Source organism: Burkholderia sp. 4M9327F10, from assembly GCF_005503145.1.
In the GTDB taxonomy this organism is placed as follows: Bacteria; Pseudomonadota; Gammaproteobacteria; order Burkholderiales; family Burkholderiaceae; genus Paraburkholderia.
The window spans coordinates 22,932-36,820 of sequence record NZ_SCNV01000038.1; the positions used below are offsets into that span (position 1 = coordinate 22,932).

12 protein-coding genes are annotated in these 13,889 nt (G+C 62.0%); 7 read left to right on the forward strand and 5 right to left on the reverse strand.

The window, feature by feature from the left end; all coding sequences use genetic code 11:
* Positions 1-142 precede the first annotated feature (142 nt).
* The gene (locus FFS45_RS27505) at positions 143-1,303 is read right to left on the reverse strand and encodes an ABC transporter substrate-binding protein (protein WP_137957794.1); all 1,161 of its coding nucleotides are present in this window, start codon (positions 1,301-1,303) and stop codon (positions 143-145) included.
* A 54-nt stretch (positions 1,304-1,357) separates the two neighbouring features.
* Positions 1,358-2,299: a CysB family HTH-type transcriptional regulator gene (locus tag FFS45_RS27510; RefSeq protein ID WP_137957795.1), complete on the reverse strand. Its 942-nt coding sequence runs from the start codon at positions 2,297-2,299 to the stop codon at positions 1,358-1,360.
* Between the two features lie 218 nt (positions 2,300-2,517).
* On the opposite strand from FFS45_RS27510, the gene FFS45_RS27515 reads away from it, so the two are divergent.
* The 6 genes from FFS45_RS27515 to cobA all read left to right on the forward strand — a co-directional run bounded on the left by FFS45_RS27515 (position 2,518) and on the right by cobA (position 8,749).
* Positions 2,518-4,197, forward strand: a complete 1,680-nt coding sequence (locus tag FFS45_RS27515; protein WP_137957796.1) for a nitrite/sulfite reductase — start codon at positions 2,518-2,520, stop codon at positions 4,195-4,197.
* A gap of 23 nt (positions 4,198-4,220) precedes the next feature.
* Entirely contained in the window at positions 4,221-4,766 is a 546-nt protein-coding gene (locus FFS45_RS27520) for a DUF934 domain-containing protein (protein ID WP_137957797.1), read from the forward strand.
* Positions 4,763-5,503 carry a phosphoadenylyl-sulfate reductase gene (locus tag FFS45_RS27525; protein WP_137957798.1) on the forward strand — a complete coding sequence of 247 codons (741 nt, stop codon included), beginning with the start codon at positions 4,763-4,765 and terminating at the stop codon, positions 5,501-5,503. Before FFS45_RS27520 ends, FFS45_RS27525 begins: the two co-directional genes overlap by 4 nt.
* Before the next feature lie 85 nt (positions 5,504-5,588).
* Complete coding sequence (gene cysD, locus FFS45_RS27530; protein ID WP_137957799.1) at positions 5,589-6,551, forward strand: sulfate adenylyltransferase subunit CysD; 963 nt, start codon at positions 5,589-5,591, stop codon at positions 6,549-6,551.
* 21 nt (positions 6,552-6,572) lie between these two features.
* Positions 6,573-7,886 carry a GTP-binding protein gene (locus FFS45_RS27535; protein WP_137957800.1) on the forward strand — a complete coding sequence of 438 codons (1,314 nt, stop codon included), beginning with the start codon at positions 6,573-6,575 and terminating at the stop codon, positions 7,884-7,886.
* A gap of 113 nt (positions 7,887-7,999) precedes the next feature.
* Positions 8,000-8,749, forward strand: coding sequence for a uroporphyrinogen-III C-methyltransferase (cobA, locus tag FFS45_RS27540; protein ID WP_137957841.1), 750 nt, complete (start codon positions 8,000-8,002; stop codon positions 8,747-8,749).
* A gap of 774 nt (positions 8,750-9,523) precedes the next feature.
* Here cobA and FFS45_RS27550 read toward each other — a convergent pair.
* From FFS45_RS27550 to lptF, 3 genes are read right to left on the reverse strand one after another with little or no spacing between them, the layout of a single operon-like run.
* On the reverse strand, positions 9,524-9,895 hold the full coding sequence (locus tag FFS45_RS27550) for a CbiX/SirB N-terminal domain-containing protein (RefSeq protein WP_137957802.1): 372 nt from the start codon (positions 9,893-9,895) through the stop codon (positions 9,524-9,526).
* A 10-nt stretch (positions 9,896-9,905) separates the two neighbouring features.
* Entirely contained in the window at positions 9,906-11,054 is a 1,149-nt protein-coding gene (gene lptG, locus FFS45_RS27555) for an LPS export ABC transporter permease LptG (RefSeq protein WP_137957803.1), read from the reverse strand.
* Between the two features lie 3 nt (positions 11,055-11,057).
* Positions 11,058-12,158 (reverse strand): LPS export ABC transporter permease LptF, encoded by a 1,101-nt coding sequence (gene lptF / locus FFS45_RS27560; RefSeq protein ID WP_137957804.1) that lies wholly within the window; start codon positions 12,156-12,158, stop codon positions 11,058-11,060.
* 132 nt (positions 12,159-12,290) lie between these two features.
* On the opposite strand from lptF, the gene FFS45_RS27565 reads away from it, so the two are divergent.
* The gene (locus FFS45_RS27565; protein ID WP_137957805.1) at positions 12,291-13,847 is read left to right on the forward strand and encodes a leucyl aminopeptidase; all 1,557 of its coding nucleotides are present in this window, start codon (positions 12,291-12,293) and stop codon (positions 13,845-13,847) included.
* Positions 13,848-13,889: the final 42 nt, after the last annotated feature.

The following is a 13,889-nucleotide window of genomic DNA, read 5'->3' on the forward strand; positions in this document are numbered from 1 at the left end:
AAAGGGCAGGGGCGAACGGGGATACGCGCGCCCGTGAGCGCGGTGTAGTGAAGGTGGGGGAGGTGCTGCGAGGGGAGGAGGAGCTGCCAGAGGGAGCGCGAACTGGCTAGCCTGTGTGGGCCGCATCGGCGGCCCATCCGGCTTACTGACTCAGATACGTAAACTTCCCGTCCTTGATAACGCCCATTACGCTCGCACGCTGATCGAGTCCAACGTGATCCTTGGCGCTGGTATTGACCACACCGTTTGGCACGACCAGTTCATGCGCATGCTCCAGCTCGTCGCGCAGCGCGACGCGAAACGCCGGTGTGCCCGGTTGCGCCGTCTTCAAGGCCCGCGCCACCGCATCCTGCAGCCTCGGATAGACACCCGCCGCGTCGCCGGCAAACTGCGTGACCGTGCCCGGACCGTATTTCGCCTCATACGCGTTCACGAAGGTGAGCGCCGCCTTCTTCGCGGGATGATCCGCAGGCAGCGTGCGCGCCACCACCACCGGCTGGGTCGGAAACAGCGTCCCTTCGACATCCTTGCCGCCGAGCTTGATGAATTCCGGCGTCGCAATGCCATGCGTCTGATAGATCGGCCCCTTGAAGCCGCGCTCGATCAGCGTGCGCTGCGGCAGCACCGTCGGGGTGCCCGCACCGGCGATCAGGATCGCATCGGGCTTGGCCGCCATCACCTTCAGCACTTGCCCCGTGACGCTCGCATCGGTGCGGTTAAAGCGCTCGGTTGCGACCAGCTGGATATGCCGGAGCGCCGCGAACTTCGAAAACTCGTTGAGCCAGCTTTCGCCGTAGCCGTCCGCAAAGCCGATGAATCCCACCGTCCTGACGTTGTGGTTCGACATGTAGCGCGTCATCACATCGGCCATCGCGCTATCGGTCTGCGCCATCTTGAAGGCCCAGACGCGCTTGCCTTCCTGCGGCTCGACGACGCTCGCCGAGCCGACCAGCGTGATCATCGGCGTCTGGCTTTCCGCGACCGGGTCCAGCGCGGCCATGGCGGCGGGCGTGATATTCGGCCCGACGATCACGTCGACATGGTCTTCGTTGATCAGCTTGTGGATGTTGCGCACCGCCGCGCCCGGGTCCGAGCCGTCGTCCAGAATGATGTAGTCGGCTTTCTGGCCGGCAATCGTGTCCGGCCACATCAGCATGGCGTTCTTGCTGGTAATGCCGATCACGGCGGCAGGACCGGTGCTCGACAGATCGATACCGACTTTCAGGTCGGCGTGCGCAGCCGTGGCCGCAAGCAGTGCCCCGAGCACGGTCATGCCGCGCAGGGTCTTTTTATACGACGTCATCGGAGGTCTCCGTAGCGGGAAGCGGAAATTGAAGCGGTAGGTTTGCGGCACCCCTTATAGCTCATACGATTCGTGTTCGCCCTTGAGGGCCTGTTCGATCAGCTTGCGGTTCATGCTCGGCGAGAGCAGTTCGACGAGCGTATACACATAGCTACGCAGATAGGCCCCCTGTTTGAGTGCGACCCGCGTCACGTTGCTGCCGAACAGGTGGCCGACCGGGATGGCCCGCAGATGGCGGTCGCGCTCGGCGTTAAAGGCGATATCGGCCATGATGCCCACGCCCATGCCCAGTTCGACGTAGGTCTTGATCACATCCGCGTCGATCGCCTCCAGCACGATGTCCGGCGCGAGGCCCCGCAGCCGGAACGCCTCATTGATCTTGGAGCGCCCCGCGAACGCGTTGTCATACGTAATCAGCGGATATTGGGTCAGATCGTCGAGCGACAGCAGCTTGCGGTCGAGCAGCGGGTGGTCCGCCGGCATCACGGCGACGTGGTGCCACTGGAAACACGGCAGCGACACCAGTTCCTTATAGTGGGAGATCGCTTCGGTGGCGATCGCCAGATCGGCCTGGTCGTGGATCACCATCTCGGCCACCTGGGTCGGGCTGCCTTGCAGGATCGAAAGGTGAACCTTCGGAAAACGCTTCTTGAATTCGGCGATGGCGGCCGGAAGTGAGTAGCGCGCCTGGGTGTGCGTGGCCGCGATCACCAGGTTGCCCTGATCCTGTGCCGCATAGTCCTTGCCGACGCGCTTCAGGCTCTCGACCTCCTGCAGGATCTTCTCGACCGAAGCGAGGATAATCCGCCCCGGCTCGGTCAGCGAGCGCACGCGTTTGCCGTGCCGGGTGAAGATTTCGACGCCCAGCTCATCCTCGAGCTCGATGATGGCCTTCGAGACGCCTGGCTGGCTTGTATACAGCGCCTTGGCCGCTTCGGTGAGGTTGAAGTTCTGCCGCACGGCTTCGCGCACGAAGCGGAACTGGTGCAGGTTCATATATAACCTCTGTGCATATCAAAAGAATTTTTTAGTCGTTTGAAATATAAGGGGAGTTTATTACGATTTCCCCATCTTTTTCAATATGGATATCTGTTTTTGTCATTAGGAAATGAGCGGAGGGTCTGAAAGGTTCTGCTCAACCGTGCTGACAAAGGCCGGAATCCTTGCGCGGCGCAACCGGAGCGCGGCGTGTAACGCAAACCTGGGGTCCCCGAATGTACCAATACGATCAGTACGACCAGACCATCGTTGACGAACGCGTGGCGCAATACAGCGACCAGGTTCGGCGCCGGCTGTCTGGCGAATTGAGCGAAGAGGAGTTTCGTCCGCTGCGCCTGCAGAACGGCCTGTACATGCAGCGCCATGCTTACATGCACCGCATTGCGATTCCGTACGGCAACCTGCGCAGCGACCAGATGCGCGTGCTGGCGCAGATCGCGCGTGAGCACGACCGCGGTTATGGCCACTTTTCGACCCGCTCGAACATCCAGTACAACTGGATCAAGCTCGAAGAAACGCCGGAAATCCTGCGCAAGCTCGCAGCGGTGCAGATGCACGGCATTCAGACCTCGGGCAACTGCATCCGCAATATCACCGCCGACCAGTTCGCGGGCGTGGCGCCCGACGAGGTCGTCGATCCGCGTCCGTGGGCCGAAATCCTGCGCCAGTGGTCGACGTTCCACCCCGAATTCGCCTGGTTGCCGCGCAAGTTCAAGATCGCCGTCTCAGGCTCCACGGAAGACCGCGCCGCCGTGCAGATCCACGACCTGGGCGTGTACGTGAAGAAGAACGAGCAGGGCGAACTGGTGGTCGACATCCTGGCCGGTGGCGGCATGGGCCGCACGCCGATCGTCGGCGCGATCATCCGCCGCGATCTGCCGTGGCAGCACCTGCTGACCTATTGCGAAGCCGTGCTGCGCGTGTACAACCGCTACGGCCGCCGCGACAACATCTACAAGGCGCGCATCAAGATTCTGGTGAAGGCCTTGAGCCCGGAGAAGTTCTCGGCGCAGGTGGAAGAAGAGTGGCAGCACCTGAAGGACGGTCCGTCGACGCTCACGCAAGCCGAGCTCGACCGTGTTTCGCAATACTTCCAGCCGCCGCAGTACGAAAAGCTGCCGGATACGGACGCTTCGTTCGAAAAGCATCTGCTGGAAGACCGGGGCTTCGCCCGCTGGGTCGAGCGCAATGTGCGTCCCCACAAGGTGGCGGGTTATGCTTCGGTCACGTTGTCGTTGAAGCCCACGACGATTGCCCCGGGCGACGCCACGGACGCCCAGATGGAAGCCGTGGCCGACTGGGCCGACAAGTACTCGCTCGGCGAGATTCGCGTGTCGCACGAACAGAACCTGATTCTGGCCAACGTGAAGAAGCGCGATCTGTTCGAGCTGTGGGGCGAGGCGAAGGCGCAAGGTTTTGCAACGCCGAATATCGGCCTGCTGACCGACATCATCGCCTGCCCGGGCGGCGATTTCTGCTCGCTGGCCAATGCGAAGTCGATTCCGATCGCGCTGGCGATCCAGGAGCGCTTCAACGATCTGGATTACGTGTATGACCTCGGTGACGTGTCGCTGAACATTTCGGGCTGTATCAATGCCTGCGGCCACCATCACGTCGGCAACATCGGTGTGCTGGGCGTCGATAAGGACGGCTCGGAGTGGTATCAGGTGACGCTCGGCGGCGAGCAGGGCACGGGTGCGAACGGCGCGCAGATCGGCCGAGTGATCGGCCCGTCGTTCGCGGCGGAAGAAATGCCGGACGTGGTGTCGAAGGTGATCGATACGTTCGTGGAGAATCGCCTCGAAGGCGAACGCTTTATCGAAACGTACAACCGCATCGGCATCACCCCGTTCAAGGAACGCGTGTACGCATCGCGTCAACCGGCTCACGCGTAACCGAGACAAAGGATACTGAACAGATGGCTTCTATCATCAAGAACCGCGCGATCGTCAACGATGACTGGACGGTGGTGCGTGCCGCGGAAGACGGCGCGCTGCCCGCAGTGGATGCGTTGCCGGCCGGCAAGATCATCGTGCCGTTGGCGCTGTGGCAGGCTCAGCGCGATGCGTTGACGGCGTCGCGCAGCGCCGCTGAAATCGCAGTGTGGCTCGCGCCCGATAGCGAACCTGCGGAGATCGTCGCCGACTTCGAGCGTGTCGCGCTGATTGCGGTGGACTTCCCGGTGTTCCGCGACGGCCGCGGCTTCAGCATTGCGCGCCTGCTGCGCGAGCGCTATGGCTACAAGGGCGAGATTCGCGCCATTGGCGACGTGCTGCGCGATCAACTGACGTTCATGTTTCGTTGCGGCTTCGACGCATACGCCGTGCGCGCCGACAAGGACATCCACGACGCGCTGAAGGCGTTCGACGAATTCAGCGTGCAGTACCAGGGCGCGGTGGATAACCCGTCGCCGCTGTTCCGCCGCCGTGAAGCCGCCGCGGCTTCCCAGAAGGCGGCGGTATGACTGCCGTTGCTCCTCTGCAGCCCGAACTGGCTGCGAAAGTCGAGCGCCTGGATGCGCTGCTCGATTCGATTGCCGCCCGTCATGACAAGGTGAAGCTCGCCAGCAGCCTCGCAGCCGAAGACATGCTGCTTACGCACGCGATTCTGTCGCGCAAGGTGAAGATCGGCATTTTCTCGCTGAACACCGGCCGCCTGCATGCGGAGACACTCGGCATGCTCGACCGCGTGCATGAGCGCTACGGCTACGCGATCGAGCAGTTTCATCCGCAGGCAGCGGCGGTAGACGAATACGTCGCTTCGCACGGCCTGAACGCGTTTTACGAAAGCATCGACTTGCGCAAGCGCTGCTGCGAGATCCGCAAGGTCGAGCCGCTGAACCGCGCGCTCTCCGACGTCAGCGCCTGGGTGACCGGGCAGCGCCGCGAGCAATCGGTGACGCGTGCCGAACTGCACGAGGAAGAGCATGACGCGGCGCGCGGCATCGCCAAGTTCAATCCGCTCGCGGACTGGACCGAAGCCGATGTGTGGGCCTACCTGAAGGCCTTCGACGTGCCGGTCAATCCGCTGCATGCGCGCGGGTATCCGAGCATCGGCTGCGAGCCGTGTACGCGGGCAATCCGTCCCGGCGAGGATAGCCGGGCAGGGCGCTGGTGGTGGGAGTCGCGCGATACCAAGGAATGTGGCTTGCATATCACCACGATTCCGGTCGCAGTTGTCAGCGAAAGCGCCTCCGCCTGAACACCGAAGCCGATTTTGATTCTCGATAGAATACTTGCGTGACGCGGGCAGTTGCTGGCGGCACGAACTCACGAAGGACCCGAACATGAGCACCACGCTCGATTCCACTGTCAACGCATCGCTCACCACTACGGCGAACCGGATGGATCACCTCGACTGGCTCGAAGCTGAATCGATTCACATTCTGCGCGAGCTGGTCGCCGAATGCAGCAAGCCCGCGTTGCTGTTCTCGGGCGGCAAGGACTCGGTCGTCGTGCTGCATCTCGCCTTGAAGGCTTTCGGCCTCGGCGCGAACCGCAAGACCGTGCTGCCGTTCCCGCTGGTTCATATCGACACCGGCCATAACTATCAGGAAGTGATCGATTTCCGCGACCGCCGTGCCGAGCAGATCGGCGCCGAGCTGGTGGTGGGTCATGTCGAAGATTCGATCAAGCGCGGCACCGTGCGCCTGCGTCGCGAGACCGATTCGCGCAACGCCGCGCAAGCCGTCACGCTGCTCGAAACGATCGCGGAGCACGAGTTCACCGCGCTGATCGGCGGCGCGCGCCGCGACGAAGAAAAGGCCCGTGCGAAAGAACGCATCTTCTCGTTCCGCGACGAGTTCGGCCAATGGGATCCGAAGGCGCAGCGCCCGGAACTGTGGAGCCTGTACAACGCGCGGCTGCACAACGGCGAACACCTGCGCGTGTTCCCGATTTCGAACTGGACCGAACTGGACGTGTGGCAGTACATCGCCCGCGAGCAACTCGAACTGCCGTCGATCTACTACGCGCATCAACGCGAGATCGTGCGCCGCAACGGCCTGCTGGTGCCGGTCACGCCGCTCACACCGATTCGCGAAGGCGAGGCGAGCGAGATTGCGCAAGTGCGCTTCCGCACGGTGGGCGACATTAGCTGCACCTGCCCGGTGGAAAGCGACGCCGACGATCTGGAGAAGATCATCGCCGAAACGGCCGTGACCGAAATCACGGAACGCGGCGCGACGCGGATGGACGACCAGGTCTCTGAAGCCGCGATGGAACAGCGCAAGAAGCAAGGTTATTTCTAAGCACACGAGGGTAGGAACATCATGAGTATTCATCAACCGGAAGACCTCGGCGTGCTGCGTTTCATTACTGCAGGTAGCGTGGATGACGGCAAGAGCACGCTGATCGGGCGGCTCCTGTATGACAGCAAGGCGGTGCTGTCGGACCAGTTGTCGGCGCTCTCGCGTGCGAAGAACAAGCGCACCGTGGGCGACGAAATCGACCTCTCGCTGCTGACTGACGGCCTTGAAGCCGAACGCGAGCAGGGCATCACGATCGACGTGGCCTATCGTTACTTCGCGACCGCGAAGCGCAAGTTCATCATCGCGGATACGCCGGGACACGAGCAGTACACGCGCAACATGGTGACCGGCGCATCGACGGCGCATGCAGCAATCATTCTGGTCGACGCGACGCGCGTGACGTTCGAAGACGGCGTGGCGCAACTGCTGCCGCAGACCAAGCGCCATAGCGCGATCGTCAAACTGCTCGGGCTGCAGCACGTGATTGTGGCGATCAACAAGATGGACCTGGTCGACTACAGCGAAACGCGCTTCAATGAGATCCGCGATGCTTACGTCGAACTCGCGCGTCACCTGGGCTTGACCGATGTGCGCTTCGTGCCGGTATCGGCACTGAAGGGCGACAACATCGTGACGCTGAGCGAACGCATGCCGTGGTACGGCGGCGAACCGCTGCTGGACCTGCTCGAGGCGCTGCCGGTGGACATTCCGACGGGCCAGGCGCTGCGTTTCCCGGTGCAGTGGGTAGCGCGCCAGGACGGCAGCCAGGCGGACGATTTCCGCGGCTACATGGGCCGCATCGAGGCGGGCGAAGTGAAAGTGGGCGACACGATCGTCGTGCTGCCGGCGAACCGCGAAGCGACGGTGGCGGAAATTATCGCCCCAGTGCCGGGCGGCACGGCGCAGGTGGCGCGTGCTTTTGCGGGTCAGACGGTGACGATTCGCCTCGCCGAAGACGTAGACGTATCGCGTGGCGATACCTTCGTGCTGCGCGCGGCGGCGCCGGAACCGGCGAAGAAACTGGAAGCGGACCTGTGCTGGTTCGACGACACGCCGTTGTCGACGCAACGCAAGTATCTGTTGAAGCAGACCACGAACACCGTGTTCGCGCGGATTGGCGCGATCAAGCAGGTGCTGGACGTGCATACGCTGTCGCACGCGACGGACCGTCACGACCTGACGATGAACGACATTGGCCGGGTGGCCTTGACGCTGCAAAAGCCGCTGGTGTGCGATGTGTACGACTCGCACCAGGGCACGGGGGCGTTCGTGCTGATTGACGAGGCGACGCACCACACGGTGGCGGCGGGGATGATCCGGGCATTTTCGGCTTAGGGGTTAGAAGGGTTAGACTCAGGATCTGAAGGTATGGATTGACTGAGAACCCGGCTGAGGAATGGACGCGCGCTTGGGGTATTGCACGAACCGGACGAATGGGGTTGAGGCAAATGGGTAAGGTGTATCTGATCGGTGCCGGGCCAGGGGCCGCGGATCTCATCACGGTTCGGGGCGCGCGGCTTTTGGCCACGGCGGATGTGGTGCTGCACGACGCGCTGGTCGAGCCGGCGATGCTGGAGTATGCGCCGCAGGCGCACAAGATTGCGGTGGGCAAGCGTTGTGGTCAGCTTTCGACGGCGCAGCAGTTCATCAACAAGCAGATTGTGGATGCGGCGCAGGAGCATGGCGTGGTGGTCCGCCTGAAGGGCGGGGACCCGATGTTGTTTGGGCGTGCCGATGAAGAGATGCGGGCGCTCGAGGCTGCTGGGATCGAGTATGAGGTTGTGCCGGGGATTACCGCGGCGCTGGCTAGTGCGGCTGCGTTGAAGCGGTCTTTGACGCTGCGAGGGGTGTCGCGCAGTGTTGCGCTGGCGACGCATAGCCGGGCGGTTGATACTGAGGCGATTCGTGAGCAGGTGAATGCTGATTCGCTCGTGTTTTACATGGGGCGGGATAGTGGGCCGGAGATTGCGCAGGAACTGATTGCTGCTGGGCGTGATGGGTTGACGCCTGTGGCCATTGTCGAAGCCTGTAGCACGGATCGTGAGCGGATGCTCACACTCACGCTTTCTGGGCTCGCTGCTGGTGAGGCTTTGCAGTGGCTTGATGCTTCGCAGCCTAGTCTTCTTATGATTGGGGAGGCGTTTGCTGCGCGGGGTTTGCAGAAGGGTGAGGGTGAGGTGTTGCTGAGCGCGGCGTAGTGGTTTTTTTGCCTGCGGCGGTTTGTGTTTGGTTGTTGTTCCTGGGGTGTTGGCCTTTCCTTGCATTCTTATCGGTCTATTGGCGTTGCCCCTGTGCGGGGCGGCACTTACTTTCTTTGCCGCCGCAAAGAAAGTAAGCAAAGAAAGCGGGCTGCAACCGCTAACTTGTAGTGAGTCATCCCGGTCTGCCACCGGGAACGGCCCAAGACGAGACCCGCTCTCGCACCACCCCCGTTAGTGACACAGCGCTCATCCGCTCCAGCGTCGCGCTGCGCGCCCCGCCGTCGGGTGCACTCCCCTCTGCAAATTCTGTAGTTATTCTAACTGTTTTGGCTTGCCAACTCCCAGTAGCACAGCACCACCGTTATCCTTAACGCACCCGCACCCGCACCCGCACCCGCACCCGCGCAGGAGTGGCGGGTTTACTGCGTAGATGGTGCGCTCCGGGTTTCGCATGCAAACCCCTCCGCGACGCACGAAGTGCGGAGTGGGGTGGATGAGCGCTGTGTCACGAAGGGGGAGTGTGCGAGAGCGGGTCTTGTCTTGGGCCGTTCCCGGTAGCAGACCGGGATGGCTCACTACGGGCTAGCGGTTGCAGCCCGCTTTCTTTGCTTACTTTCTTTGCGGCGGCAAAGAAAGTAAGTGCCGCCCCGCACAGGGGCAACGCCAATAGACCGATAACAAAGCAAGGAAAGGCCAACGCCGCAGGAACACCAACCAAAAAGCAAGGCACCGCAGGCAAAAAACCCCCGACCCGGAAGAGCAAAAAACCCGCTAAACCTGCCGAAGGCAATAAAGCGCCACAGCCTCAAGCACAGAATCATCCTCCCCCACGGCAGTGGAGCAAGAAATCTGGACCCCAGGATGCGCAGCACGACAAACCTCAATGACCGCAGGTAAATCCCGCCGAACATGCCCACCCTGCCCAAAAAACACGGGCACGACAGTAACAGCAGAACACCCCAGAGCAACCTGCTCAGCCACAGCAGTCCCCAAATCCGGTTCCATCAACTCAAGAAACGCCAACGAAACCGGCCCAGCGGCCCCATAACCCGCCCGCAGCTTATCAGCCAAACGGGAAAAAGGCTCCTTCCAGCGAGGATCCCGAGCGCCATGTCCGAACAACACAATCCCATGCAAGGCCATGGCGAACCTCCTAATGCCGGTCGACCCACTTCAACCCGACCAACCCGAGCACGAGATACACCAGCCCAGGCGTAGCCGCAGTCAATGGCGCGGGCCAGGTATTCAACATGCCCATGTGCGAGAACAAGGTGTTGAACAACTGGAAGCTCATCCCCAGCATGATCCCACCGAACACCTTCACCCCCACCACGCCCGCTCGCGTATGCAGATACGCAAACGGCAACGAAAGCACCAGCATCACCAGCACCGCAAACGGATACAGCAGCTTGCGCCACAGCGCAATCTCATACCGTTGCGTGTCCTGATGATTCTGCTGCAAATGCTCGATATAGCGGAACAGGTTGAACATCGACATGTTGTCCGGCGACACCAGCAGCACCGACAAAATCTGCGGCGTCAGTTCCGAGCGCAACGAATACTCCGGCAGCGTAGTCTGGCTCGCGCGGTAAACCGGATTCAGCGCGTCCTTGGGCGTACCCGCCGTCGGCGCCACGTCGAGCAATTGCGTATCCGTCACGTCCTTCAGCAACCAGTGCCCCGGCGGCTGGTACCTGCCGCTTTGCGCAATCCGCACATTCGACAGGCGGAACTTCGAATCGAACTCGTAGATCCGCACGTCGGTAATCGTCGCATCCGGCTGCAGCTTGCCGACGTTCACGAAACGCGTTACCTGCTCGCCATCCGCTCGTGCCGTCAACGTATCCTTCACCCATACGCCCGACTCGAAGTTGGTCGACACCGCCGAACCCAACGCCTCCAGCCGCACCCGCTCAGACAACTGATCCGTATATGGCCCGATCACTTCGCCGATGATGTACGTCAGGATCACCAGCGGAATGCCGATCTTCAGCAGCGAGCGCAGCGCCTGGTTCGTCGCGAGACCCGACACGCGGAAAATCGTGTATTCCGAGTTTGCCGCCATCTGCGCAAACACATAGATGGCGCTGATCAGTGCCGCCACCGGGATGATTTCGTAGAAGCGCGACGGCGTTTGCAGCGCCACCCGTAGCACCGCATATTGGAACTTGTAGTTGCCGTGACCGACCGAGTTCAGTTCGTTGATCAGGTCGAAAAAGAAGAACAGACCCGAAAATGCAAACAGCACAAACAGAAACGTAAGGTAGACCTGACTTGCGAAGTACTTTTCATAAATCCGCATCGGTCAGGCTCCCTGCGACGAACGGCGGAACGTCGCCCGCGAGAACAGCGGCCGGTTGCGCACGCGCAGCCAGAAAATGAACGCCACGATCCCCGCTACGATTACGTGCAGCCCTATCAGGCCAACCGGGAACGACATCTTGCCTTGCTCGATCCATGACTGCACAACGTTCAACAGGTTCGAATACGTCAGATAAATCAGCACCGCCATCACCAGGTTGATGGTGCGGCTGCGCCGCGGATTCTGGTGGGCGAGCGGGATGGCCAGCAGCATCAGGTTGATCGCAATCAGCGGCAGGCCCGCGCGCCATGCAAACTCCGCGAGGTTGTCGCGAGTCGGATTGCGGAACAGTTCGAGTGTCGGCGTGCCGGTGGTGCTGGGCGTGCTGATCACCGGCTGGCTCTGGATTTTCACGCCGTAGCGTTCGAACTCCATGATCCGGAAATCCGGTTTGCCCGGTTCGCCGTCGTAACGGCGGCCGTTCTCGAGCACGACAAAGCGGTCGCCGTTCTTGCTCGTCTCGGTGTGGCCAGTCTTCGACACGACCACGTTGACCTTGCCGTTTTCCGTGCTGGTCACGAAGACGTTCTCGACGTGCGACTGGTCAGGCGTCATCTTCTCGATGAAGAACACCCGGTGGCTCACCGCCGATTCGCGGAACTGGCCCGGCGCCAGCAGCGAGACCTCGTCGCGCTGCTGGAAGCGCGCGCGGATCAGCTTGTTCTGCTGGTTCGACCACGGCCAGCCGACGAACACAAAGAACATGATGAGGATGACGATAGGCGTCGCAAACACGGCGATCGGTTTGATGAAGCGCGTGAGGCTTACGCCCGAGGCCAGCCAGACGACCATTTCCGAGTCTCTGTACCAGCGTGTCAGGACGAACAGGATCGACACGAACAGGGTCGCGACCAGCATGATGGCCAGATAGCCGATCACGGTCAGGCCGATCAGAACCAGCACGTCGCGTGGATCGATCTCCCCGGAGGCGGCGAAGCCGACGATCCGGATCATCATCGTCGTCAGCACGAGCGTGAGGAGAACCATGAACACGGCACCAGCCGTGTACGCGAGTTCGCGCTGGAGGGAGCGTTCAAAGATCATTGTTGATGAAGAGAGTGCGTGCCTTCAGGTGCTCCGGGTTGATCCCGTCAGCCCCGTGCAGCCGCCGCGGGAAAAATAGCGGATAATTGCGGCTTTCATCCTAAGCCCAGATTTTATCCGAGGACAAGCGCGATGGACTTTAGCATAAAAGCCTGTGATTGGAGCAAAGGCTCGTCAAACGGGTTCCTGACTGGGAAGTCCGACTGCATCGTGATCGGCATTTTCGAGTCACAAACGCTGTCGGGTGCCGCACTGGAGATAGATGCGGCCACCAAGGGTCTGCTGACCCGTATCATCAAAGCCGGCGACATGGACGGCAAGAGCGGCACCACCCTGTTCCTGCACGAAGTGTCCGGTATCGGTGCTTCGCGCGTCCTGCTGGTTGGCCTCGGCAAGCAGGATGCCTTCGGCCAGAAAGCCTACGGCGACGCGGTGCGGGCCGCCTGGCGCGCCATTCTGGCCACCAGGATCGTCCAGGTTACCTTCACGCTGGCCCAGTTGCCGGTCCTCGAGCGCTCGTCCGACTGGGGCGTGCGCACGGCCATCCTTGCGCTGCGCGAGCTGTCGTACAAGTTCACGCAGATGAAGAGCAAGCCGGATACCACCCCGAAGGCGCTCAAGCGCATCGTCTTCAGCGTCGACACGGGCGACGAGAAAGCAGCCAAAGTCGCCGCCAAGCAAGGCGCAGCGCTTGCCAACGGCATGGATCTGACGCGCGACCTCGGCAACCTGCCGGGCAACGTCTGCACCCCGGCTTACCTCGCTAACACCGCCAGGAAGCTTGCCAAAGACTGGAAGCTGAAGGTCGAAGTGCTGGGCCAGAAGCAGCTCGAAGCGCTGCGCATGGGTTCATTCCTGTCCGTCACGCGCGGCTCCGTCGAACCGCCCCAGTTCATCGTCCTGCAGTACCAGGGTGCGGCCGCCAAGGCTGCTCCGGTCGTGCTGGTCGGCAAGGGCATCACGTTCGACACCGGCGGCATTTCGCTCAAGCCGGGTGAAGGCATGGACGAGATGAAGTACGACATGCTTGGCGCAGGTTCGGTGCTCGGCACCATACGCGCCGTCGCGGAAATGGGCCTGAAGATCAACCTGGTGGTGATCGTTCCGACCTGCGAGAACATGCCGGCCGGTAACGCCACCAAGCCGGGCGACATCGTCACCAGCATGAAGGGCCTGACGATCGAAGTGCTGAACACCGACGCGGAAGGCCGTCTGATCCTGTGCGACGCGCTGACCTATGCGGAGCGCTTCAAGCCGGCGGCGGTGATCGATGTGGCCACCCTGACCGGCGCTTGCGTGATCGCACTGGGCCATCACAACAGCGGCCTGTTCTCGAAAGACGACGCGCTGGCTGGCGAGTTGCTCGACGCTTCGCGCGAAGCGTCCGATCCGGCATGGCGCATGCCGCTCGACGAGGAATACCACGATCAGTTGAAGTCGAACTTCGCGGACCTCGCCAACATCGGCGGCCGTCCGGGCGGCAGCATCACGGCGGCGTGCTTCCTGTCGCGCTTTACTGAAGAGTATCCGTGGGCCCACCTCGACATCGCCGGCACCGCGTGGAAGAGCGGCGCAGCGAAGGGCGCAACGGGCCGTCCGGTGCCGCTGCTGTCGCAGTTCTTGATCGACCGGGCCGCGGACGGTAGGGCCGCTGACGGTCGGGCCGCGGACGGTCGCGCTGCACAATGACCGATCGCTGTACCGATGCGCCTGCTGAGGCGCTGAGGCGGA